20 protein-coding genes and 1 tRNA gene are annotated in these 23639 nt (G+C 45.3%); 15 read left to right on the top strand and 6 right to left on the bottom strand.

The window, feature by feature from the left end; translation table 11 throughout:
- Positions 1-15 precede the first annotated feature (15 nt).
- The 5 genes from gldG (at position 16) to AC5ZC7_RS31960 (ending at position 9387) form a co-directional block, all read left to right on the top strand.
- A complete protein-coding gene (gene gldG, locus AC5ZC7_RS31980) occupies positions 16-1719 on the top strand; it encodes a gliding motility-associated ABC transporter substrate-binding protein GldG (RefSeq protein ID WP_496161312.1) in 1704 nt (567 codons plus the stop codon).
- Positions 1720-1844: 125 nt separating this feature from the next.
- Positions 1845-2783 carry a TerC/Alx family metal homeostasis membrane protein gene (locus AC5ZC7_RS31975; RefSeq protein ID WP_496161313.1) on the top strand — a complete coding sequence of 313 codons (939 nt, stop codon included), beginning with the start codon at positions 1845-1847 and terminating at the stop codon, positions 2781-2783.
- A 58-nt stretch (positions 2784-2841) separates the two neighbouring features.
- Entirely contained in the window at positions 2842-5349 is a 2508-nt protein-coding gene (locus AC5ZC7_RS31970; RefSeq protein ID WP_496161314.1) for a bifunctional UDP-N-acetylmuramoyl-tripeptide:D-alanyl-D-alanine ligase/alanine racemase, read from the top strand.
- Positions 5350-5409: 60 nt separating this feature from the next.
- Positions 5410-6063 (top strand): lipoprotein signal peptidase, encoded by a 654-nt coding sequence (locus AC5ZC7_RS31965; RefSeq protein ID WP_496161315.1) that lies wholly within the window; start codon positions 5410-5412, stop codon positions 6061-6063.
- Between the two features lie 459 nt (positions 6064-6522).
- Positions 6523-9387 carry a TonB-dependent receptor domain-containing protein gene (locus tag AC5ZC7_RS31960; protein WP_496161316.1) on the top strand — a complete coding sequence of 955 codons (2865 nt, stop codon included), beginning with the start codon at positions 6523-6525 and terminating at the stop codon, positions 9385-9387.
- A gap of 107 nt (positions 9388-9494) precedes the next feature.
- Here the strand turns inward: AC5ZC7_RS31960 and fumC are convergent, their stop codons facing one another.
- The 4 genes from fumC to AC5ZC7_RS31940 form a co-directional block, all read right to left on the bottom strand.
- On the bottom strand, positions 9495-10895 hold the full coding sequence (gene fumC, locus AC5ZC7_RS31955; RefSeq protein WP_496161317.1) for a class II fumarate hydratase: 1401 nt from the start codon (positions 10893-10895) through the stop codon (positions 9495-9497).
- Between the two features lie 137 nt (positions 10896-11032).
- The gene (locus tag AC5ZC7_RS31950) at positions 11033-11809 is read right to left on the bottom strand and encodes an enoyl-CoA hydratase-related protein (protein WP_496161318.1); all 777 of its coding nucleotides are present in this window, start codon (positions 11807-11809) and stop codon (positions 11033-11035) included.
- 139 nt (positions 11810-11948) lie between these two features.
- On the bottom strand, positions 11949-12794 hold the full coding sequence (locus AC5ZC7_RS31945; protein ID WP_496161319.1) for a hypothetical protein: 846 nt from the start codon (positions 12792-12794) through the stop codon (positions 11949-11951).
- 92 nt (positions 12795-12886) lie between these two features.
- Complete coding sequence (locus tag AC5ZC7_RS31940; RefSeq protein WP_496161320.1) at positions 12887-13306, bottom strand: cobalamin-dependent protein; 420 nt, start codon at positions 13304-13306, stop codon at positions 12887-12889.
- 171 nt (positions 13307-13477) lie between these two features.
- Here AC5ZC7_RS31940 and AC5ZC7_RS31935 point away from each other — a divergent pair, with 171 nt between their 5' ends.
- The 4 genes from AC5ZC7_RS31935 to vapC all read left to right on the top strand — a co-directional run bounded on the left by AC5ZC7_RS31935 (position 13478) and on the right by vapC (position 16186).
- Entirely contained in the window at positions 13478-15148 is a 1671-nt protein-coding gene (locus tag AC5ZC7_RS31935) for a glutamine--tRNA ligase/YqeY domain fusion protein (RefSeq protein ID WP_496161321.1), read from the top strand.
- Positions 15149-15230: 82 nt separating this feature from the next.
- Positions 15231-15428, top strand: coding sequence for a type II toxin-antitoxin system VapB family antitoxin (locus AC5ZC7_RS31930; RefSeq protein WP_496161322.1), 198 nt, complete (start codon positions 15231-15233; stop codon positions 15426-15428).
- A 126-nt stretch (positions 15429-15554) separates the two neighbouring features.
- Positions 15555-15773, top strand: coding sequence for a type II toxin-antitoxin system VapB family antitoxin (locus AC5ZC7_RS31925; RefSeq protein ID WP_291920325.1), 219 nt, complete (start codon positions 15555-15557; stop codon positions 15771-15773).
- Positions 15770-16186, top strand: coding sequence for a type II toxin-antitoxin system VapC family toxin (gene vapC / locus AC5ZC7_RS31920; protein WP_496161323.1), 417 nt, complete (start codon positions 15770-15772; stop codon positions 16184-16186). Before AC5ZC7_RS31925 ends, vapC begins: the two co-directional genes overlap by 4 nt.
- 45 nt (positions 16187-16231) lie before the next feature.
- On the opposite strand, the gene gltX is transcribed toward vapC, so the two are convergent.
- The gene (gltX, locus tag AC5ZC7_RS31915; protein ID WP_496161324.1) at positions 16232-17761 is read right to left on the bottom strand and encodes a glutamate--tRNA ligase; all 1530 of its coding nucleotides are present in this window, start codon (positions 17759-17761) and stop codon (positions 16232-16234) included.
- A gap of 135 nt (positions 17762-17896) precedes the next feature.
- On the opposite strand from gltX, the gene AC5ZC7_RS31910 reads away from it, so the two are divergent.
- Positions 17897-18520, top strand: coding sequence for a polysaccharide deacetylase family protein (locus AC5ZC7_RS31910; RefSeq protein WP_496161325.1), 624 nt, complete (start codon positions 17897-17899; stop codon positions 18518-18520).
- A gap of 58 nt (positions 18521-18578) precedes the next feature.
- Here the strand turns inward: AC5ZC7_RS31910 and AC5ZC7_RS31905 are convergent, their stop codons facing one another.
- The gene (locus AC5ZC7_RS31905) at positions 18579-19478 is read right to left on the bottom strand and encodes a hypothetical protein (RefSeq protein WP_496161326.1); all 900 of its coding nucleotides are present in this window, start codon (positions 19476-19478) and stop codon (positions 18579-18581) included.
- Between the two features lie 103 nt (positions 19479-19581).
- Here AC5ZC7_RS31905 and AC5ZC7_RS31900 point away from each other — a divergent pair, with 103 nt between their 5' ends.
- The 5 genes from AC5ZC7_RS31900 to AC5ZC7_RS31880 all read left to right on the top strand — a co-directional run bounded on the left by AC5ZC7_RS31900 (position 19582) and on the right by AC5ZC7_RS31880 (position 23613).
- Positions 19582-20352, top strand: a complete 771-nt coding sequence (locus tag AC5ZC7_RS31900) for a TatD family hydrolase (protein WP_496161327.1) — start codon at positions 19582-19584, stop codon at positions 20350-20352.
- A 26-nt stretch (positions 20353-20378) separates the two neighbouring features.
- The gene (locus AC5ZC7_RS31895) at positions 20379-21431 is read left to right on the top strand and encodes a type I asparaginase (RefSeq protein ID WP_496161328.1); all 1053 of its coding nucleotides are present in this window, start codon (positions 20379-20381) and stop codon (positions 21429-21431) included.
- A 140-nt stretch (positions 21432-21571) separates the two neighbouring features.
- Entirely contained in the window at positions 21572-22264 is a 693-nt protein-coding gene (gene aqpZ / locus AC5ZC7_RS31890) for an aquaporin Z (protein WP_496161329.1), read from the top strand.
- Positions 22265-22352: 88 nt separating this feature from the next.
- Positions 22353-22439: transfer RNA gene (locus AC5ZC7_RS31885), tRNA-Ser, on the top strand.
- Positions 22440-22629: 190 nt separating this feature from the next.
- On the top strand, positions 22630-23613 hold the full coding sequence (locus tag AC5ZC7_RS31880) for a DUF6562 domain-containing protein (RefSeq protein WP_496161330.1): 984 nt from the start codon (positions 22630-22632) through the stop codon (positions 23611-23613).
- Positions 23614-23639 lie beyond the last annotated feature (26 nt).

Genomic DNA, 23639 nt, shown 5'->3' with positions numbered 1-23639 from the left:
CCCTTACTAAATGTTATGGCTACACGAAAAAAATACATACAACGTGCAATAGCAGTCATCCTGCTACTCACGGGCATCAATATAGCAGCCGCTTACTTTCATGGCAGATGGGATCTGACAAAAGAAAAAAGATATACGCTCACCAGCCATACCCGGCAAATGCTGCGTCAGCTGGATAGCCCGGTAGATATTGAAGTATTCCTGAAAGGCGATTATCCTGCCAGCTTCCGTCAACTGGCGCAGGCCACCTCCGAATTACTGGAAGAATTCCGGGAATACGGTAAACAAAATATACGGTTTACCTTTATCAACCCCGGGCAGGGCATGAACGATACTGCCCGTATGAAATTCCTCGGAGAGCTGACAGCACAGGGTATCATGCCTTTTAATATGCAGGTACAGCAGGAATCCAACGATGGCTTCGCACAAAAACTCATCTTCCCCGGTGCACTGGTGCATTACAAAGGGAAAACCATGGGCGTGAACCTCCTGAAAAATCAGGGCGGACAAGATCCCATGCAAACCATGAATAATTCCGAAGCCCTCCTGGAATACCAGTTTGCCAATGCGATCAACAAACTACAACAAAAGGAAAAACCACTCATCGGCTATATGATGGGCCATGGAGAATCATTAGGTGCAGAAGTATATGACGCGCTGAGTACCCTCCAAAGCAACTATGCCCTGGATACGCTCACTTTACAGTCTGCCTCTTTTATTTCCCCTGAATTCAATGTGATCCTCTTTGCCAAGCCTGCCGGCACTTTCAGCGATGCCGACAAGTTGAAAATAGATCAATACGTGATGAATGGTGGTAAAGTATTGTGGTTTATCGACGAAACCAGTGCTTCCATGGATAGCCTGCATCAACAAAACGCCTTTGTAGCAGTAGACCGGGGACTCAACCTGGAAGATCTCCTGTTCCGTTATGGCGTGCGCATTAACCAGGACCTGGTAATGGATCTGCAAAGTGATGTGGTACCACTGGTGGTAGGTAATGTAGGTAACCGGCCACAGATACAGCCGGTACCCTTTCCCTACTTTCCCATGCTCATGCCTACCAAAGCGCATCCTATTGTAAAAAACCTGGATATGGTGCTGAGCCGGTTTGTTAGTTCTATGGATACCATAAAAAATGACGCCATCCGTAAAACCATTTTACTGACCAGTTCCCGTACCAGCCGCTCCGTGCGACTGCCAGCCGAAGTGAGCTGGGATGTGGTAAAAACCCAACCTAACCAACGCGAATATCGCCAGCAGTATATCCCGGCGGCCGTATTACTGGAAGGACACTTTACTTCTTTATTTCATAACCGCCAGGATCCGGCAGTAGTGGAAGCGCTGCAACGTGCTTCCGGCAAGCCTTTCCGGGATGCAACAGACACGCTCAATAAAATGATTGTGGTGAGCGATGGCGACCTGATTGCCAATGCCGTATCCCGCAAAGACGGCCCGCTGCAAATGGGTATCAACGAATTTAATCCAGGCTTTACCTTTGCAAATAAAGAATTTTTCCTCAACTGCCTGGAATACCTCAGTGGTAACAGCGGTATCATGGAAGCGCGCAATAAAGAACTGACGCTGCGCCTGCTTGATAATGGAAAAATCAAGCAGGAAAAAACCAAGTGGCAGGTGATCTGTTTCCTTGTACCCATTGGGTTGATCCTGTTATTCGCCATGGTTTTCCAATTTATACGCCAACGAAGATTTGCCGACTAAATCAATTGCCGCAAATGCAGCGAAGATTAACATAATATGTTCTCCGCTGCATTTGCTAAAAGCTAAAAGCTAACTGCTAACCGCCGTTTCACTATCTTTGCTCCTTCATAAAAAAAATCAACTACATGACCTCCATACAATGGACCTATCTCATATTCTTTATTGTGGTAGTCATTGCATTAATTTTTGACCTGGGTTTATTCAGCAAAAAAAACGAGAAAACAACAATCAAAACTGCCCTGTGGCAAAGCATCTTCTGGGTAGGGCTTTCCGTATTATTTTTTGGATTCATGTGGTTTGAAGATGGTCCTGACACCGCCGTTAGCTTTATGAGTGCTTACCTGATGGAGAAGTCATTATCCATGGATAATATTTTTGTATTCATTCTCATATTTAGTTTTTTTAAAATAAAAGAAGAGAATTATGCCCGGGTATTGCTGATCGGTATTGTGCTGGCTATCATTTTCAGGGCTATCTTTATCAGCGTAGGCGTTGTATTGATTCGTCAATTTGAATGGATCTTATATATCTTTGGCGCCTTTTTGCTGTATACCGGTTTTAAAATGTTTACAGCCAACGCGGAGGATGAATTTAAACCGGAGGAGAATTTTGCCTACCGGTTTATGAATAAGTACATGCGGGTAACAACAGAAGAGCCGAAAGGACGTTTTGTTATTCAGAAACATAATAAGATGTATCTCACCACGTTATCCCTGGTAGTGGTAATGCTGGCGGTAACAGATATCATATTTGCACTGGATTCTATTCCAGCTGTATTTGCGATATCACAACAACCGGTAGTGGTGTATACTTCCAATATATTTGCGGTACTGGGACTCAGGTCCTTGTTCTTTTTACTGAGGGGAGCGGTGGATAAATTTGATTATTTGCCTCAGGGTATTGCTATTGTGCTTATTTTCATAGGACTGAAAATGCTGGCAGAGTATTTTATTCATATACCGGTATATGTATCATTGATAGTGATCGTACTATGCCTGGGAGGTTCTATCCTCTATTCCCTCTATCATCAGAAAAAAGAATTACCGGAAGCAGAAGAGAAGTAAAAAGCAGCTGTAGACAATGTTTTTGCGGCCGCTAAGTGATTATTCAAACCTGATAAACGTGTATAACGCAGCAAGCATCAACAAGACTTTGAAAGGGGAATTGTTGCAAGAGACTGGATTTTCTGAAATTGACCATCTTTTATTGGATAGCAGGAAGCTAAGCTTCCCGGAGTCGTCGCTGTTCATTTCTTTGGTTAGCCCACGGCGCAACGCGCACCAATACATTGAAGAATTGTACCGCAAGGGAGTCAGCAATTTTGTTATAAGTGAACCAGTGCCATTGGAAAAATACCCCAAGGCCAACTTCATTTTAGTAAAAGATACCCTGCAAGCCTTACATGCACTGGTGGCCTTTCACCGTCACCATTTCAATATTCCTGTGATTGGCATTACCGGCAGCAATGGAAAAACCATTGTAAAGGAATGGCTGTATCAATTACTGGAAAAGGATTATAACATAGTACGCAGTCCTAAAAGTTATAATTCCCAGATAGGCGTACCCTTGTCGGTATGGCAAATGAAGCCGGAACACCAGCTGGCCATTTTTGAAGCGGGTATTTCACAACCCGGGGAAATGGTGAACCTGGAAAAAATTATCCGTCCTACCATTGGCATTTTCACGAACATCGGAGAAGCCCACAGTGAAGGTTTTTTAAATATCCGGCAGAAGATCAACGAGAAGCTGGTATTATTTGCGAAAAGTGACATCCTCATTTACTGCAAAGACTACCTCGCCCTCAATGAGTGTGTGCTGGCCTTTCACAACCAGGTAGGTAAAAAAGAAAACCAGGAAGGCGGCGGACCGGAATTATTCTCCTGGTCCCGGAAAACAGATGCCGATCTGCGGGTGATCAGTGTGGATAAAAATGATAATCATACCCGCATAGATGCCCTGTACAAACAGGAACCCCTGCACTTTACCATTCCGTTTGTAGATGAAGGCTCCATTGAAAATGCCATTCACTGCGCCGCCCTGATGCTGTACCTCGGTAAGGATGAAGCGACCATCCAACAGCGGATGGATCAGCTGAGCAATATTGCCATGCGCCTGGAATTGAAGCAGGGTATCAATAACTGCTCTGTTATCAACGACGCCTACAACCTGGACCTTGGCTCTTTAACCATTGCACTGGATTTCCTGCAACAGCAGCAACAACACGCTACCCGCACCGTCATCCTCAGTGATATCCTGCAAAGTGGTAAAAGCGATGCTACCCTCTATGAGGAAGTAGCTGACCTGTTACAGAAAAAAGGCATTAATAAATTAATTGCCATCGGGAAAAATATTGGCCGGGAAAAGAAAAGCTTTCAACAGGTGGAAGGACTGAAAACACAGTTCTTTACCACTACCGATGAATATATACAACAATTCAACGCAGACGATTTCCAGAATGAAACCATACTGGTAAAGGGATCCCGCATATTTCAGTTTGAGCGTATCGGCAAATTACTGGAACAGAAAGCGCACCAAACCATCCTGGAAATCAACCTGAGCGCTATTTCGCACAATGTAAAGCTGTATCAGTCGCTCCTGAAGCCCGATACCAAATTAATGGCCATGGTGAAAGCATTTTCCTATGGCAGCGGTAGTTTCGAAATAGCGAACCTGTTACAGTTTCATGGGGTAGACTACCTCGCGGTAGCCTATGCCGACGAAGGCGTGGAGTTAAGAAGGGCCGGTATTACCATGCCTATTATGGTAATGAACCCGGAACCTGCCAGCTTTGACGCTATTTTGCACTGGAACCTGGAGCCGGAAATTTATTCCATGCAGATATTATTGCAGTTTATGGAAGAAGTGACGGCCGCAGGCAAAACAGGATTCCCTGTTCACATCAAGCTGGATACCGGTATGCACCGGTTGGGCTTTGTGAAAAGTGAAATTGCCGAACTGGCACAGCTGCTGACTGCCAGCCCGTTAATGAAAGTACAATCTATTTTCAGCCACCTGGCTGCCAGTGAGGATCCGGAAAAAGATGCCTTTACACAGCAGCAGGGACGCTTATTTTACGATATGAGTCATGAGCTGCAGAAAGCATTGGGCTATGCTGTGATCCGCCATATTGCCAACAGTGCCGCTATTACCCGTCATCCGGAATTACAACTGGATATGGTAAGACTGGGTATAGGTATGTATGGCATCGACAGCAGCAATGGCATCCAGGATCAGCTCCGCAATGTGAGCACCCTGAAAACCACCGTGGCGCAGTTGAAACACCTGGACGCCGGCGATTCTGTAGGCTATGGCGCCAAATGGGTAGCAAATGGCCCGGCAGTTACGGCAACTGTGCGTATTGGCTATGCAGATGGGTACCCCAGGAGATTAGGTATGGGTGTAGGCAAAATGCTGGTTCGTGGCAAATTGGCCCCGGTAGCGGGTGTGGTGGCCATGGATATGCTGATGCTGGATGTAACCCATATCCCGGACGTGGAAGAAGGGGATGAAGTGATTGTTTTTGGCCAGGACCTGTCAGTACAGGACTTATCAGCCTGGGCGGACACCATTCCTTACGAAATATTAACAGGAATTTCACAGCGGGTAAAAAGGGTATATTTCCAGGAATAATGATATTGCAGGCTTCGACTTTGAAATAAACTATTATTTTTGATAAAATTTTAATATCAGTTGAAATATCGTCACGTAGTATTTATCGTTATCCTGATCCTGGTTATTGACCAGACCCTGAAGTTTTGGATCAAAACGCATATGTTCATGCAACAGGAGTTTGTGATCTTCCCTAACTGGTTCCGTATCCACTTTATTGAGAATGAAGGAATGGCCTATGGGCTTAAGTTTGGAGGCGACTTTGGTAAAATTCTGCTTACCATGTTCCGCCTGGTGGCGGTAGTAGTAGGCTTTGTGTACATGAAGAAGCTGATCAAAGAAAAGTACAGTACGGGGCTGCTGATCTGTGGTTCACTGATCCTGGCTGGTGCTGCCGGTAACTTGATCGACAGTATGTTCTATGGCCTGATCTTCAATGATAGCGTAGGTTATGACGTAGCTAAGTTCCTCCCTGCAGGAGGCGGCTATGGCAGTTTCTTACACGGCAGGGTAGTAGATATGCTGTATTTCCCCATCTATGAAGGCTATTTGCCCAACTGGGTACCATTCAAAGGAGGCGATTACTTTGTGTTTTTCCGCCCGGTATTCAACGTAGCGGATGCGGCTATTTCAACGGGTGTAGTAGCTATTCTGCTGTTCCAGAAACGTTTTTTCGGCAAACATATGCAGCCTAAAGAAATAGAACAGCCAGTGGCAAAAGACCATGTAGTATAAAAAAAATTAAATATTTATAGGGAGAAGCGTTCGCCAGTGGTGAACGCTTTCTTTATTTGCGAGTTTTTGTCTTTTTCAGGATTATACTGATTATACTGATTTTCTACTTTGATTATATAGGATTAGAAAGGTTACAAGAGCCCAGGTTACAAAAAATCAGTATAATCAGTATAATCCTGAAAAAGACAAAAAAACTCGCGTAATCCCTCATTCCCAATGTGTTAATGGCCGTCCTGCGGCCTGTTTGGCAGTCGTACTACTGCAATTTTCCAACAAATACCTGCATTTGCTTTGAAATAAAAAATATCCGGACTACATTTGTCTACTAATTCTATAGACTATATGATAATAGCATTTACAAAACAACTTATTATTAACCGATGTTGAGGCACGACAACGGTTTACACATCCCCCTTATCAAATTTTATCATTCCAGGATCTTATAATGTTAACAACACTATGCAAAAGTTCTTACCTATACTGGCAAAATACCTTTTTGCGATATTGGTATTCAGTCCGGTACTAGTACAGGCCCAACTCAATGGTTCCTATGTAATCCAGGGAAACATTACAGACGACCACGGGAACGCCCTTCCCGGCGCTTCTGTACAAATTAAAGGCACTTCTTTTGGCTCACAAACAGATGCACAAGGCCATTTTGAAGTAACCACCAACGCCAAATTCCCCCTGAAACTGGTATTCCGCCTCATCGGCTATCAGCCACAGGAATTTGAAGTGAAAAGCAGTACCAGCAAACTGGCCATACAGTTATTCACCCAATCATTGCTCGTAAATGAAGTGGTGGTATCTGCTTCCCGGCAGCAGGAAAAGATACTCCGCTCACCGGTAGCCATCGAAAAACTGGATATCAGGGCCCTGAAAGAAACCCCGTCCTCTACTTTCTATGATGCATTGGGTAACCTCAAAGGGGTTCAAATGACTACTGCCGGCCTTACCTTCAAAGTATTCAATACCCGCGGTTTCAACGTACCCAATAACTTCCGCTTCATGCAGCTGGTGGATGGCGTGGACAACCAGGCCGCTACCCTTGGCGTACCACTGGGTAACGCTATCGGCCCTACGGAGCTGGATATTTCTACCGTAGAAGTAACGCCCGGCGCCTCTTCCGCACTGTATGGCATGAACGCTATCAATGGTATGTCCAACCTCATCACTAAAAACCCCTTCCAATACCAGGGCGTAAGTGTATACCAGAAGGTAGCTGTAAACCATGTAGGCGACGACGGCGGCTCCAAATTACTCACGGAAACGGCTGTACGCTATGCACAGGCGTATTCGCCCTGGTTTGCCTGGAAAATTAACTTCAGCTACATGCAGGGTACCGACTGGTATGCCGACAACCACAGCGATTTTTCCCCGCAATCCAAAGCCAACCCCGACTTTCCACAGTTGAGTGGTCCTAACAACATCGCCAACGACGGCTGGAATAAATATGGGGATAACTCCAACCTACAAGTAATTGACAAAGACGGACGCGCTTACACCGTACACCGCACCGGCTACTGGGAAAAAGACCTCGTAGGCGATTACACCGTAAAAAATAAAAAAGCGGATATCTCCCTCAACTTCCGTTTACCCCGCAAACTGGAATTATCTGCTTCCTATCGCTATGGCGAAATGGATGGCTTCTTCCAACGCGGTAACCGTATTGGCTTACGCGGCGTTACCGTGCAAAATGCCAAACTGGAACTGACACACCCGGACTTCACCGTGAGATCCTATATCTCTATTGAAAATACCGGTAACTCTTACAACATGAACCCGCTGGCGGATAACCTGGAAAAATCTTTCAAGCCGGATAAAAAATGGCTGGCTGATTATACTACCGGCCTGAATAATGCACTCACCGGAGGTGCTGACCTGGTAGCCGCTCACCAGGCTGCCCGCTCCTTTGCCGACGCCGGCAGATGGACACCCGGCACACCCGCCTTTGATGCACAGGTAGCTAAAATCAAAAGTATCAATGACTGGGATATTTACCCTACTTCCAAAGATCCTAACAATACCAGCGGTGGTGCAGCCCTCCTGCAAAAAAGTCGCTTCTATCATACAGAAGGCACCTGGAACCTGCGCAAATACATCCATTTCGCCGATGTACTGGTGGGCGCCGATTACCGCACCTACGAAATCATTCCCGATGGAAACAACTTCGTAGACTTCTCCCGCCCTGCAGACAAACGCAACACACCTGGCGGAAAACACATCTGGTACGGCAAATACGGCGGCTTCGCACAAATCAGCAAAACATTCTTCAATGACGCCCTGAAACTTACCGGCTCCCTGCGCTATGATAAAAACGAGCAATTCGATGGAAAAGTAAACCCACGTATTGCAGCCGTATACAGCATCAAAGACAAACATAACTTCCGCATCTCCTGGCAGAATGGGTTCCGTTTCCCCTCACTGTTTGAAGCTTATTCCTTCGTAAACAACGGCCAGGTAAGACGTGTAGGTGGTTTGGCCTTCATTGAACAAGGACTGGGTTACTTCAAAAACTCCTTCCTCACCAGCACAGTAGATGCGTTCGGGGTAGCGGTGAATAAAACTATCAATGCGGAACATATCTCCAAAGATGCTGCTGCCGCTAAAAACGCCGGCATCCTGAAAGTAGCGAACCTGGATCCTATTGTTCCGGAACAAATCACTTCCTTTGAAGCCGGCTATAAAGCCGTACTGCTCGAAAACAAACTGTTTATCGACCTGGATGCATACTATAGCTCCTACAAACATTTCATTGGACAAATAGAAGCAGTAGTACCTAAAACCGGTAACGTGAACAGCCCTGATCAAAGCGTGCTGAATCAGATGCTGGACAAGGCGCAGCAAGACCGCTACCGCGTATGGACAAACAGTAAATCTACCGTTAACAACTACGGTTTAGCGCTGGCCGTTACCTATGATATCTACAAAGGATATACAATCAGCGGTAACGCCAACTATAATAAACTGGCGCAGGATAAAACCAAAGATGATGCACTGATTCCCGGCTTTAATACACCGGATTGGTTCACCAATGTGAGCGTGGGTAACCGCAACGTAGTCAAAAATGTAGGCTTTAACGTGGTATGGCACTGGCAGAATACCTTTTACTGGCAGAATCTTTTCGGTAACGGCGACGTGCCTGCGTACAGTACCGTGGATGCACAAATTACTTATCGCGTGCCTAAAATCAATACCTCCTTTAAACTGGGTGCTTCCAATGTGCTGAACAGTAAATACTTCCAGTATGTAGGCGGTCCTACTATCGGCGGATTGTACTACTTGACGATAACGTATGATAATGTGTTTAAGAAGATCAAGTAAGCTATTAGCCATTAGCTTTTAGCCTTTAGCAAAAATGCAGCGGAGATAAACATGTAACATGTTCTCCGCTGCATTTTTGCTAAAGGCTAAAAGCTAATGGCTAATAGCTATTTTATTTCCCCTACCATGTGTGCAGGTACTACCCATTCATCAAATTCAGCAGGGGTTACATAACCCAGTTTCACTGCCATTTCTTTGAGGGTGGTGCCTTCTTTATGGGCTTTCTGCGCAATTTCAGCCGCTTTGTAATACCCAATTTTGGTATTCAGCGCTGTTACCAGCATCAGGGAATTTTCCACGTGTTTTTTGATATTGGCTTCGATAGGCTCAATACCTTCTGCACATTTATCATTGAAGCTTACGCAACCATCGCCGATGAGGCGGGCGGAGTGCAGGAAGTTGAAGATCATCACCGGTTTAAACACGTTCAGTTCGAAGTGACCGTTAGCGCCGCCGATGCTGATGGCCACGTCGTTACCCATTACCTGTGCAGCAATCATGGTGAGTGCTTCACACTGTGTTGGGTTCACTTTACCTGGCATAATAGAAGAACCCGGCTCATTATCAGGGATATGAATTTCACCGATACCTGCGCGTGGGCCGGAGCTCAGCATGCGGATATCGTTGGCTATCTTCATTAAACTTACTGCTACGGTTTTCAGTGCGCCATGTGCTTCTACGATAGCATCGTGGGCTGCCAGTGCTTCAAATTTATTTTCAGCTGTGATAAAAGGTAATCCTGTTAACTGTGCAATATTTTTAGCTACATTTTCAGAGTATCCTTTCGGTGTATTGATACCGGTACCAACAGCAGTACCACCCAATGCCAGTTCGCTCAGGTGTGGCAGGGAGTTGTTGATGGCTTTTAAACCATGCGTCAGTTGTGCTACATACCCACTGATTTCCTGACCGAGGGTAAGCGGGGTAGCATCCATAAAGTGGGTACGACCAATTTTTACCACATGCTTAAAGGCTTCTGCTTTTTTCGCGAGGGTGTCGCGCAGCTTTTGAATACCGGGAATGGTTACTTCCAACAGCATTTTGTAAGCGGCGATGTGCATCGCAGTAGGGAAGGTATCGTTAGAGGATTGTGATTTGTTCACATCATCATTGGGGTGAACGAATTTATCCTTGTCGGTGAGTTGACCGCCGTGCAGCACGTGTGCGCGGTAAGCTACCACTTCGTTTACGTTCATATTGGACTGAGTACCGGAACCGGTTTGCCAAACTACCAGCGGAAACTGGTCGTCCAGTTTACCTTCCAGGATTTCATCGCATACCTGACCAATCAGATCACTTTTTTCTTTCGGCAGCACGCCCGCTTCCACGTTGGTGATAGCAGCGGCTTTCTTCAGGTAAGCAAATGCCTTGATAATTTCTTTCGGCATTTTGTTGATATCCTGCGCAATCTTGAAATTTTCAATGGAGCGCTGTGTTTGAGCGCCATAATAGGCATTTACAGGCACTTTCACCTCGCCCATTGTATCTTTCTCTATTCTGAATTCCATGACTTAAACGTTTTATAATAATGGGTACAAAAGTAAAGAATTACGAATTACGGATTACGGATTTGTGGGTAGATATTAGCAAATGTTGTAATTCGCGTTTACCATCTACCCACAAATCCGTAATTCGTAATTCTTTCTTATTCACCCTTAAAATTCGGTTGTCTTTTCTGTATGAAGGCAGCCGCACCTTCTTCCAGGTCTTTGGTGGCAAAGCAGGCGCCGAATTCCTTCAGTTCCAGTTCAAAGCCATCCTGGTCTTTATCCAGTGCGGCGTTAGCGCATTTAATAACGCGGGCAATGGCCAGCGGGGCTTTGGTTTGTATTTTTCGTAAGATGGATAGCGCTTTGGGGAGCAATTCCTCCAATTTTACCACGTGGTTCACGAGTCCCCAGGCCTGTGCTTCTGCAGCGGTAATCATGTCGCCGGTCATCATCAGTTCCATGGCTTTGCCTTTTCCTATCAGCTGGGTCAGGCGCTGGGTACCACCATATCCAGGAATGAGGCCCAGGTTCACTTCCGGCTGACCGAATTTGGCATTTTCGCTGGCAATGCGGAAATGACAGGCCATGGCCAGTTCGCAACCGCCGCCGAGGGCAAAACCGTTTACGGCTGCAATGATAGGCTTCCCGCAACTTTCTATACGTTTAAAAATAACATGGCCTCTTTTAGCCAGTTCTTCGCCCTGCTTATCTGATAAAGTTAGAAACTCACTGATATCTGCACCTGCTACAAAAGCCTTTTCTCCTGAGCCGGTAATAATGGCTCCTTTGATTTCCCGGTTACCATAAATTTCGTCTACCACCAGTGCCAATTCGGCCAGCACCTGCTGATTGAGCGCATTCATTTTTTCCGGGCGGTTGATCGTAATCGTCAGAATATTATTATCCAGTTGTGTGCTTAACGTCTGATACATGAGCTGTATTTTTAGTTTATCAATATTAAGCAATATTCAATAACCTAACGAATCAGGCCGGCAACAGGGCGTTAAACACAAAAAAGCCGACACTCCGCTATGCGGGGTACCGGCTGGATTATACTAAAGTCGCGCTATCTTAATAATTCACTTCAAACTCTGTTTTCCCGCTTTTCATCCTCATGTAATGTCTTTTCTTCTTCACCTTGAAATAGTTGATACCGTTAAAATTATAACTGAGCGTAACAAACACCAGGTTAGCTTCCAGGTTCTTATTGGGATAAACGGTGTTTCCTTTCACGGTTGTTTTAAAGTCCTGGTTAAAGAAGTTCTGCGGATAATACTGCACTTTCAGCCCAAAACCAGGATGCACACGGAATCCGGCAAACAGGGAGGGCATTAACAGGGGCGTACGGTCACTGAACCATTCATTGAACTTATGCTCCTTTTTCCCATCTATAAATTGTTTTTCCTTGTAGTTGATGGCCAGGTCAATTTCGCCACCGGCAAAGAAAAAGAAGCTGCCACCGGACAGGTCACCGATTTTGAAACCCAGCGGTATACCGATTGTATATACCCGTTGTTTCAGCTTAAGGGAGTCGTATGGCTTGGAAATCAACCCGATATTTTTGAGATTGAGGCCGGTAAAGAAGCCCAGGTGCCGGGTTACATCCTTATTAAAGTTGGTACCGATGTTGAAAAACAGGGTAAAGCGTGGAATATTACGCATATGCTCCCCATTGTTTGTCATGTTGGCAAAAGACAGCAGGGCGCCTTCTCCTCCACGGGTTACGTATATCCCTTGCCGGTGCTTGGGATATTTACCAAAAATAATGGAGAAGGTAGTACCTCTCTCCACGGATTTCTCTACGGTAGTATCAGCGGCAGCGGTGCTGGCCGAATCTTTCTTATCCTGTGCAAAAGCAAAAACACTACAACTAATCAGCAACAGTACCAGGAATAACGGGCGTAACGTACATTTCATAAAAACGGGTGTTGTGGTTTTTTAGACTTGGTGGACTATTTCACCTAAAGACGACCCGGTTAAAGAAATGTTACGGCGACGGCAGAAAATTTTTAAAAATTTCTGTGAGTGGCCACCCAGTGTGTGATATACTCGGAAATATCTTTGGTGTTGGTACCCGGAGGGAACAATTTACCCACCCCCATTTCCTGGAGGGCTTCCATATCGGCGTCAGGAATAATACCGCCGCCGGTTAGCAGCACGTCATTCATCCCTTTTTCCTTCATCTGGGCAATTATTTTAGGGAATACGGTCATATGAGCTCCGGAGAGGATACTCACACCAATAGCGTCCACATCTTCCTGCAGTGCGGCATTTACTACCATTTCGGGGGTTTGACGGAGGCCGGTATATATTACTTCCATACCAGCATCCCGCAGCGCTGCCGCAATTACTTTTGCCCCACGATCATGGCCATCAAGGCCCACTTTAGCTACCAAAACGCGAACCGGACGATTTAACGGGTTGACCATACCAATTATCATATTAAGGAAGTAAATGTACGAAAAAGCCGAAAGCAGAAAGCAAAAAGCCATTAAAACGAATGACCAGAGCGGATTTTGTCTTTGTTTACAGGTGCTTTAGCACTTCTGCTTTCTGCTTTCTGCTTTTTCGTACATTTGTCCTCCAAGATAAAAAGCACTATGAGCGAAGAAAGATCTCTCAACTTTATAGAACAAATTGTTGAAGAAGACATAGCGAACGGCGTTAATGATGGTCGGGTACTGACACGTTTCCCGCCGGAACCGAATGGCTACCTGCATATCGGGCATGCCAAATCCATCGTCCTGAACTTTGGTCTGGCCCAGAAATACAACGGAAAAACCAATCTTCGCTTTGATGATACCAATCCTGTAACAGAAGATACAGAATATGTGGACTCCATCAAGGAAGACATCCGCTGGCTCGGATTTGAGTGGGAAAAAGAACTGTATGCCTCCGATTACTTTGAGCAGCTCTACGCTTTTGCCGTAAAGCTGATCGAAAAAGGACTGGCTTATGTAGAAGACGCCACTGCCGAGCAAATTGCTGCCGCAAAAGGAACGCCTACTACCCCAGGTACGCCTACACCTGCCAGAAGCCGCTCCGTGGAGGAAAACCTGGATCTGTTTGCCCGTATGCGTGCCGGTGAGTTCAGGGACGGAGAAAAAACACTCCGCGCCAAAGGCGACCTGGCCGCACCTAACATGCATATGCGCGACCCCCTGATGTACCGCATCAAACATGCGCATCACCACCGCACCGGCGATAAATGGTGTATTTACCCCATGTACGACTTCGCCCACGGACAAAGTGATAGCATTGAAAATATTACCCATTCCATTTGTACACTGGAATTTATTCCTCACCGTCCGCTGTACGATTGGTTTATCAAGGAGCTGGATATCTTCCCCAGCCACCAATACGAGTTTGCCCGTTTAAACCTCACTTACACGGTGATGAGTAAACGAAAACTAAAACAACTGGTGGAAGAAGGTCATGTACGCGGCTGGGATGATCCCCGGATGCCTACTATCAGCGGCTTACGCCGCCGTGGTTATACCGCCGCCAGCATCCGTATGCTCTGCGAACGCGTAGGTGTACAGAAACGCGACAACCTGATCGAACTGGGACTGCTGGAATTCTGCATCCGCGAAGAGCTGAACAGAACTGCCAACCGCGTAATGGCCGTATTGGATCCCGTTAAACTGGTGATCACCAACTACCCGGAAGGACAAGTGGAAGAACTGACCGCCGACAACAACCCGGAAGACGAAAACGGCGGCTCCCGTACCCTGCACTTCAGCAACACCCTGTATATTGAGCGGGAAGACTTCATGGAAAATCCTCCTAAGAAATTCTTCCGTTTGGGCCCCGGTAACATGGTACGCCTGAAAAACGCTTATATCATCAAAGGAGAAAGCTGCGATAAAGATGCAGATGGTAACATCACCACCATCTACGCTGCCTACTTACCGGAAAGCAAAAGTGGCGGCGATCAGAGCGGCTTAACCGTTAAAGGTACCATACACTGGGTAAGCGCTGCACATGCGGCTACTGCCGAAGTACGTATCTACGATCGTTTATTCACCGCAGAAAATCCTGCTGCCGAAGAAGGAGATTTCAAATCGCTGATTAATCCGGACTCCTTACAAGTGATCGAAAAAGCATACGTAGAGCCAGGTCTGCTACAAGCCAAACCAGGCGAACGTTTCCAGTTCCTGCGTAAAGGATACTTCTCCGTTGATCCGGATAGTACGCCGGAGAAAGTGGTGTTCAACAGAACGGTAACACTGAAGGATGCATGGGCGAAAGAAAGCGCAAAAGGAAAGTAAGTTTTTATTTAAATAAGTGAAAGCCGGGCAGTTACTGTCCGGCTTTCTTTTGTGTATAGAGGTAGTGTTTAAAATATTTTTTATGGCAAACACAACTATCGATTTAAACAACAGGCTTATAAAAGAAGCTATGCGCCTTAGCAAAGCGAAGACAAGGAAACAAGTGGTAAATATGGCGCTGGAAAAGCTTATTATGGGTATCAGTCAAAAAAAATTCTTAGCATTACCTGGGGAAATTACTTTTTGGGATGACTATTTAGATGATGCACGGAGTCTATGATTCCGTGCATTTCATTTTGTAAAAACGAAATTGATTTTCGTCAAAATTAGATCAAGGGCTAACAGTATTATCGAACGTTTGGTGTGTATAATATTTGTAATTTTATTTGTAATAAAACCATTCTTTATGGCAAAAGTAAGACCTAATATCCCTCAGGCAACTATTGCGAATTTAGACCCTGAGTTGATCAAAGAAGCAATGAAACTTAATAAGGGAAAGACTTATGAGGAAGTACTCAACAAGGCTTTAAGGGAGTATATTGTCGGAGTTAAAAACAGACAACTATTGAACCTCAAAGGAAAAATTCATTGGGATGGCGACTTAAATGAAATGAGAGGAGCATGAACCCACCACTTATCTTTGACACGTCAGTTTGGGTTGACTTTATCAACAGAAAGAATACCCCACAAACAACACTCTTAAAGTATTATCTCGAACATAAGTTCGAGATCCCGCTTGTTCCTGTTATTCTCCAGGAATTTCTACAAGGGGTAAGAGAAGATAACCAACATAAAAAGATTGTAGAGGTTCTGCGGTGGCATACAAGATTAGAATTACCCCACATGACAGGGGCGATTGGAGCAAGCTCATTGTTTCGAAGACTTCGCAAAAAAGGTGTCACCATTCGTAAAAGTAATGATTGTCTAATTGCTTACTATGCTATACGTTTTGATCTGGAACTGGTACACAATGACAGCGACTTTGATTTAATCAGCGCCAACGAACCTCTAAAAACATGGAAAAACAACAAAGGCTAAACGATTCTCATCGCCTAGCCTTTATCTATATAACAATTAACAATTCTACTTAAACGCGTCCACCCCTTTTGCTATTCTGTTGCGTGTTTCCGCAATACCCAGTGTAGCCACGATATCAAATACCGGAGGTCCGAATTTACCGCCCGTCAGCATGATACGAAAAGGCAGTTGCACATCTCCCATTTTCAGGTTCTTTTCAGCCGCCAATGCTTTGAAAGCAGCTTCCAGATCCGCCGCGGTAGCAGTAGCGAGGGATTCCAACTGAGCAGACCAGGCCGTGAAGAACGCTTCTTTATCTGCATTCCACTTTGGTTTCACGGCAGCTTCATCATAGCTTTCAGGCCCCTGGAAGAAAAAGAAACCATGGTCCCATATTTCATTCACGAAGTAGCAACGCTCCTTTACCAGTCCTGCTACAGTAGCTACATAAGCAGGATCTGCGCTGATGCCTTTTTCCGCCAGGACCGGCAGGAAAAGGGTGGCGAGGGTTTCATTGTCTTTATGATGAATATACTGGTGGTTAAACCATTTGGCTTTTTCGTAATCGAATTTAGCGCCTGCTTTGTGTACACGCTCCATAGAGAACTTCTGAATCAGTTCTTCCAGGGAGAATATTTCCTGTTCGGTGCCGTCATTCCAGCCCAGCATAGCCAGCATGTTGATGAAAGCTTCCGGCAGGAAGCCTCTTTCACGGAAACCTTTAGTGAGGTCGCCAGTCGCTGGATCTGTCCAGTTCATGGCATATACGGGGAAGCCTAAACGATCTCCGTCGCGTTTGCTGAGTTTACCATTACCATCGGGTTTCAGGATCAGTGGCAGATGCGCCCATTGCGGCATATCAGCCTGCCAGCCCAGGTATTTCCAGAGGAGGAGGTGAACGGGTGCGGATGGCAACCATTCTTCTCCACGGAAGGCGTGGGTGATTTTCATCAGGTAATCATCTACTACCACGGCGAGGTGGTAAGTAGGCATACCGTCTGCTTTCAGCAATACTTTATCATCTACCTGTGAGGTATGAAAAGTTACCTCGCCCCGAACCATGTCGGTAAAGGTGAGCTCTTCATTTGCAGGCATATTAATACGGATGACGTGCGGGGTGTTTTTTGTCAGCAGCTCCTGTACTTCTGCATCCGGCAGGGTGAGGGAGTTACGCATTTTTTCCCTTACCACATGATTGTATTGTGGAGAAGGATTTTCCGGCGTTTTCAGCGTTTGGCGCATATTGTCCAGTTCCTCAGGGGTATCGAATGCATAGTAAGCATGACCGGATGCTACCAGTTGCTCAGCATACTGGCGGTATAACGGTTTACGCTCACTCTGGCGATAAGGACCATACGGACCACCTACTGCAGGGCTTTCGTCCGGCGTAAGGCCGCACCAGCTCAAACATTCGCTGATGTATTCTTCCGCGCCGGCTACAAAGCGGGTTTGGTCGGTATCTTCAATACGCAGCACAAAATCGCCTTTGTGCTGTTTGGCAAATAAATAGTTGAACAATACAGTGCGTACACCTCCAAGATGTAGGCCACCAGTAGGACTGGGCGCAAAACGCACTCTTACTTTTTTGTGTTCCATAGGCGGCAAAGATAAGGATTTAGTGTTTAGCTATCAGGTGTGAATACCAGGGATATGCAGTAAATTAAAATTTTTTAATACGTCTTATCGCTTTCACACATTGAGTATATTGCATTATCAAGCATCATATACGCTATGTTCTATCTTACTAAAACACCCGGGATCCTGAAAGCCCTGTATAGTAGTTGTGTCTGGAATATGTCGCCGGCCGGCAACAAAGTATACCTCACTTTTGATGACGGCCCCCATCCAAAGGCTACGCCTTTTGTGCTGGAACAACTGGCTAAATATGATGCGAAGGCCACTTTTTTTTGTATCGGTAAAAATGTATTGGAATATCCGGCTATTTATCAACAGATCCTGGAAGCGGGCCATGCAACTGGTAATCATACCCATAATCATCTCAATGGATGGAAAACCAGTACCCAGGAGTATATAGAAAATGTGTTGGAAGCTTCTCAATATATTGCGTCTCCTTTGTTCAGACCTCCTTATGGCCGGATTACCCCTTTCCAGATCCGGCAAATAAAGAACAAGCTGCCAGGGGCTAAAATTATAATGTGGGATTTGCTGAGTGGCGATTTTGATACAGACCTGAATGGAGAAGCCTGTGTGCAAAATGTAGTATTTAAATTACAGCCGGGGTCTATCGTGGTATTTCACGACAGTGCCAAAGCCTGGGACCGGCTGGAATACGCGCTCCCACGTGTGCTGGAGTATTGCAGGAAACAAAAATACGAGCTGGCAGCTATCGTATAAAAGAAGAAGGGCCGATACGGTTGGTATCGGCCCTTCTTCTTTTTATATAAAGTAATGATTACAGTTTAATTTCTTTTGCTTTATCGCCTACCGTAATAGTAGCCAGGTTATCGCATACCCCATCTCCATAGTTAATTACACCGGTGATATTATTGAAATCCACCTTCAGTTTACCCTTGGAAATATACTGGCAGTTCCACATTTTTATCAGTGATTCTACTGTGGTAAAGGTAGCAGTAACACCTGTTACCGGGCCTTTCTCATAGCTGAGTGAGGCAGTACCATCAATACTGTACACATCGTCAGAGGGGTTCAGGAAAGGAGTGGTGAGGTCAAAACCAGCTATTTGCTTCACCGTCTTTTTATAAGCATAGTTCACCACGGTGGAATCGTTCAGGGTTACTTTACCATTGGTTAATTCCGCGGTGTACTGGATACCAGTAGCAGCACTATAGCTGGCATTGCTGATAACGAAACGACCGGCCACTGCTTTGCCGTTAACTTTGTAGTCAGATGACTCAATGACGATAGTAGAAGCTGGTTTAAAGAGCGGACCGGAAAAAATGACTCTCAGCGTACCGCTGCGATAAACACCGTCCCTGCTAAGGCAGGATGCTCCAAAATTGATCACCACCCGTTTAGGCCAGGTATTACCGGTAGCATCCAACAGTTCTGCAGATGGGCAGGAAGGAGCATCCGCGGTAGTAGTACCTGGGGTAGCCTGACGGCCATTCATCCCCTGGGAAATGCCTACAGTGGTGGCTGTTTCAAACCAATCATTGTACATGGCGCTTGCGGCGGCCTCATGTTGTACCGCTCCCATGGTTTTGTTGTCGGATTCGTTGTTGGGGGCAGTGTCTGTGGTTACTTCTTTCTTGCATGCAAAGAAAATAGTGGCTACGGCCACACCGGTGATGGTCCACGCCAGCACACGATTTGTACTGAAATAGCTTTTCATAGTTTAGGTTTTATTAGCAATTAGGTTTTTCGGTCTTTACCTTTGCGATATAAAGATATCCTTTAAATATTAAAGAAATTACAAATTCAATAAATAAATTATTATGCACTGGATAGACACCCATACCCACCTGTATTCAGAGGAATTTGAGGCTGACCGGGAAGACATGGTAGCGCGCGCCATCGCCGCAGGGGTAACCCAGCTGTTTTTGCCCAATATTGATGAAGACTCCATAGCAGGTATGCTGGCACTGGAAGCCCGGCATCCGGAACATATTTATGCCATGATGGGGATACATCCCTGTTATGTAAAAGAAGACGTTACCTCCCAGTTAAACCTGGTGAAAGCCTGGCTACAACAACGCAGCTTCAAAGCAATCGGGGAAATAGGGCTGGATTTTTACTGGGATAAATCGTTGTTAACCCAGCAGTACCAGGCCTTCCAGGAACAGCTCCTGCTGGCCAGGGAGTACCAGTTACCCGTATCTATCCATAGCCGGGAAGCCACACGGGAATGTATCAACGAAGTAAAAGCATTACAGGATGGCCGCCTCAGTGGCGTATTTCACTGCTTTTCCGGTACGCTGGAAGAGGCAAAGGAAATCATTGACCTGGGCTTTTACCTGGGCATCGGTGGGGTAGTCACCTTTAAAAAATCCGGACTGGACAAGCTTTTGGAAGAAATAGACCTGGCGCACATTGTACTGGAAACAGATGCACCCTACCTGGCGCCGGTACCTTACCGGGGAAAACGTAATGAAAGCGCCTACCTCCCGCTGGCAGGAGAAAAGGTGGCAGATATAAAAAATCTAAAAATAGCAGACGTAGCAGATATAACAAGCAGCAATGCCCGGAAATTATTCAAAACGCTCTAACTGTTTAGGTAATACCTTTGCAGGCAATGGCTACTAGCACAATGAGCAAAATATTGATTATTTACACGGGCGGTACTGTGGGTATGATCTATGATGATAAGACCAAAGCACTGCGCCCAATCGGATTCAACGAGATACGGAATAATTTACCGGAACTATACCGGATGGGGATCGATTTTTATGTGTACGCATTTAATCCTCCCATAGATTCATCAGATATGCAGCCAGAGATATGGGTAGAACTGGCCAGTATCATTGAAGACCGGTACGACCGGTATGATGGATTTGTTATTTTGCATGGTTCCGATACCATGGCTTTTACCGCTTCCGCACTGAGTTTCATGTTGGAGAATCTGTCGAAACCGGTGATCTTAACCGGCTCCCAGTTACCTATCGGCAAAATACGTACGGATGCCAAGGAAAACATTATCACTGCCATGGAAATAGCCTGCAGCAGGCATAATGGCACTACGGTATCCATGGTACCAGAAGTATGTATTTACTTCGACTTCTCCCTGTTCAGAGGTAATCGCTCTAAAAAATATAACGCAGAAAAGTTCGAGGCATTCTACACCATGAATTATCCGCAACTGGCGGAAGCGGGCATTGATATTAAGTTTAAGCACCAGTTCATTTTACCCCCACCAGTAAAACCACTGAAGGTGCATAAAGAACTGGAAACAAATATTACGGTGCTGAAGTTATTTCCAGGCATCACCAGGCGGGCTGTAGAAGCAACGTTGAGCGTATCCGGCCTGAAAGGCGTCATTATGGAAACCTTTGGTAGCGGTAACACCAGCACACAATCCTGGTTTATTGAAAGCATTAAAAAGGTAATCGACAACGGCGTAGTAGTAGTGGATATCACACAATGTGATGGAGGTTCGGTTGAACTGGGAAAATATGAAACCAGCCAGCAACTCATGGAAATGGGTGTTGTAAGTGGCCATGACATGACCTTTGAAGCCGCCGTTACTAAACTGATGTTTGTATTGGGGCAGGGGTTATCACCAGCAGAAACGAAGAAGATGATAGAAACGTCGCTGCGTGGAGAGTTAACACCTATTGAAGTTTACTAACCCTTTTTTCAACGTTATACAAAGCGGGAAGCACTTTAGTTGAGCTTCCCGCTTTTTTTTATCTTGAATATTTAAGGTAAATTTAGTTATCACCAATTTCACATTCCCCGATTTCTATTCACCACAAAATTTGTCTTTCTATGGCGGTTTCATTATCACAGAAATGTATTGCAGAATTTTTTGGCACCTTTGTTTTAGTATTTATGGGTTGTGGCAGTGCGGTGTTAGCCGGCACGCATGTGGGATTCCTGGGTATTGCTTTTGCATTTGGTTTATCGGTAGTAGTCATGGCTTATGCAGTAGGTCATATTTCCGGTTGCCATCTTAATCCGGCCATTACCATCTCTCTGGCCGCTACCGGTAAAATATCCGGTAAAGATGCGGGAGCGTACATTGTGGCCCAAATCCTGGGAGCTATTGTGGCTTCTGCGTTACTTTACTTTGTAGCCCAGGGCAAGGCTGATTATTCCCTTGCGGCCAATGGCCTGGGTGCAAATGGGGTAGAACAGGGATCACCAGACCATTACTCTCTCATCAGTGGCCTGGTAGCCGAAATCATTTTAACCACTATTTTCCTCGTGGTAGTGCATGGAGCCACCAGCAAAAACAATGGTAATACCGCTTTTGCAGGGTTAGCCATCGGTTTATGCCTGACAATGATCCACATTGTAGGTATTCCAGTTACCGGCGTATCCGTAAACCCGGCACGTAGTATCGGACCTGCCATCTTTGTGGGCGGTCAGGCCCTTAGCAACCTATGGGTATTTATTGTAGGACCTATTGTGGGCGGGCTTCTTGGAGCAGGAATCTGGAAATTATATGACAGTAAATAAAAAGTTTTGAAATATAAACTAAAGGATTATCTTTGCAACCCTGAATTGGAAAACAACCGTTCCATTTTAGTTCAGAAAAGATAATCACGGAGAAGTGCAGGAGTGGTTGAACTGGCACGCCTGGAAAGTGTGTATAGGTGAAAGCCTATCAAGGGTTCGAATCCCTTCTTCTCCGCAAGCTTTAAAGCTCTGGTAACGCAAGTTATCAGGGCTTTTTTGTTGTCATTCAGTTATCCTGAATTAACATCAATCAACCCCACCATATGTTCATCCTATAACAGCTCCGGGAAATTAATTTAACTTGTGCAACTGAAAAACCTATTACGTTAATCCGGATTCAATTTTAACCATTCTTAATTATCTTTATGAAACACACCATTGCCATTATTTTGGCCGTTCTCCTTTTGACCGCCTGTAGTAAAAACATTAGTATTGAAAATCCTCCCGGCAAGCCTGACACGTCAAAGAAATTTCCCGTCCAGTTTAGTGTTACCGGTTTCTCCCAGGATATTGATGATTTAAGCCGAAGTAGTGTAGTGGCCCGCAATATGACAAGGACACCTGCTGACTCACTGGCTAAATCTATCCACTATCTTCTGTATAGTGTATTTGACGCAGATACGCATCTTAAGGTAAGATCCATTTATCAAAAATGCCAGGACAGCTCCTTTGGCTTAATCCGGGACACACTACCAGCGGGCAAATATGTCATTACTGTTACTGCCAGTAAAGACTCTGTTTTTAGCCCGCCGGTGATATATGATCCCAACAGTCCAATACCACCATTATACGACCTTAACTACGGTTTCAGCGCAGCTAATCCGCCAGGTACAGACGTATTCTATAAAAAAATAGAAGTCAGTGTTGACGACGCAGTCAATCAGCAATTCACCCTGAAGAGAATAGTATCTAAATTAAAAATTAACATCAAAGATAATATGCCATACACTATCCGTTATATCCAGATGGTGATGATCCCTGATTCTCAGGTGGTGGGAACATCTTATCTGCCGGCATATTTTCACTTTGAAACAGGCATCAGCTATGGCAAGAAAAACGAAGTTTTTTACTTACCCTATACTATCCCCGTTCCGGATGCTGCGAAAGGGAAGCCCAACTTTCAGTTTGAAACATATGTTTTAAACACAGGCACGTTAAAAATCACTCCTATTCTATACGCTATTGATACAGGCAATGCGGGGGTTGCCCGGAAAGATATACGAAATGTTACCCTGGAGGCTAACAGAAAAACTACCTTATCCGGCTATCTTTTCAACGTTCCCGGATCCGGCGCAAACGTTGATTTAGAATCAACCTGGAGAGCGGATAGCATTTATGCGGAGTTTTAATAATTACCTGCTAAAGTATTCATGTT

It is taken from the genome of Chitinophaga sp. 9-1-y (assembly GCF_059511905.2).
The sequence above is the reverse complement of the archived record's forward strand: the minus strand, read 5'-3'. Positions and strand labels throughout refer to the sequence as shown.

Excerpts from the sequence above, each read along its gene's own strand:
- gldG (WP_496161312.1), top strand. The coding sequence starts at position 16 with ATGGCTACACGAAAAAAATACATACAACGTGCAATAGCAGTCATCCTG.
- AC5ZC7_RS31975 (WP_496161313.1), top strand. The coding sequence starts at position 1,845 with ATGACCTCCATACAATGGACCTATCTCATATTCTTTATTGTGGTAGTC.
- AC5ZC7_RS31960 (WP_496161316.1), top strand. The coding sequence starts at position 6,523 with ATGCAAAAGTTCTTACCTATACTGGCAAAATACCTTTTTGCGATATTG.
- fumC (WP_496161317.1), bottom strand. The coding sequence starts at position 10,895 with ATGGAATTCAGAATAGAGAAAGATACAATGGGCGAGGTGAAAGTGCCT.
- AC5ZC7_RS31950 (WP_496161318.1), bottom strand. The coding sequence starts at position 11,809 with ATGTATCAGACGTTAAGCACACAACTGGATAATAATATTCTGACGATT.
- AC5ZC7_RS31945 (WP_496161319.1), bottom strand. The coding sequence starts at position 12,794 with ATGAAATGTACGTTACGCCCGTTATTCCTGGTACTGTTGCTGATTAGT.
- AC5ZC7_RS31940 (WP_496161320.1), bottom strand. The coding sequence starts at position 13,306 with ATGGTCAACCCGTTAAATCGTCCGGTTCGCGTTTTGGTAGCTAAAGTG.
- AC5ZC7_RS31935 (WP_496161321.1), top strand. The coding sequence starts at position 13,478 with ATGAGCGAAGAAAGATCTCTCAACTTTATAGAACAAATTGTTGAAGAA.
- AC5ZC7_RS31930 (WP_496161322.1), top strand. The coding sequence starts at position 15,231 with ATGGCAAACACAACTATCGATTTAAACAACAGGCTTATAAAAGAAGCT.
- AC5ZC7_RS31925 (WP_291920325.1), top strand. The coding sequence starts at position 15,555 with ATGGCAAAAGTAAGACCTAATATCCCTCAGGCAACTATTGCGAATTTA.
- vapC (WP_496161323.1), top strand. The coding sequence starts at position 15,770 with ATGAACCCACCACTTATCTTTGACACGTCAGTTTGGGTTGACTTTATC.
- gltX (WP_496161324.1), bottom strand. The coding sequence starts at position 17,761 with ATGGAACACAAAAAAGTAAGAGTGCGTTTTGCGCCCAGTCCTACTGGT.
- AC5ZC7_RS31910 (WP_496161325.1), top strand. The coding sequence starts at position 17,897 with ATGTTCTATCTTACTAAAACACCCGGGATCCTGAAAGCCCTGTATAGT.
- AC5ZC7_RS31905 (WP_496161326.1), bottom strand. The coding sequence starts at position 19,478 with ATGAAAAGCTATTTCAGTACAAATCGTGTGCTGGCGTGGACCATCACC.
- AC5ZC7_RS31900 (WP_496161327.1), top strand. The coding sequence starts at position 19,582 with ATGCACTGGATAGACACCCATACCCACCTGTATTCAGAGGAATTTGAG.
- AC5ZC7_RS31895 (WP_496161328.1), top strand. The coding sequence starts at position 20,379 with ATGGCTACTAGCACAATGAGCAAAATATTGATTATTTACACGGGCGGT.
- aqpZ (WP_496161329.1), top strand. The coding sequence starts at position 21,572 with ATGGCGGTTTCATTATCACAGAAATGTATTGCAGAATTTTTTGGCACC.
- AC5ZC7_RS31880 (WP_496161330.1), top strand. The coding sequence starts at position 22,630 with ATGAAACACACCATTGCCATTATTTTGGCCGTTCTCCTTTTGACCGCC.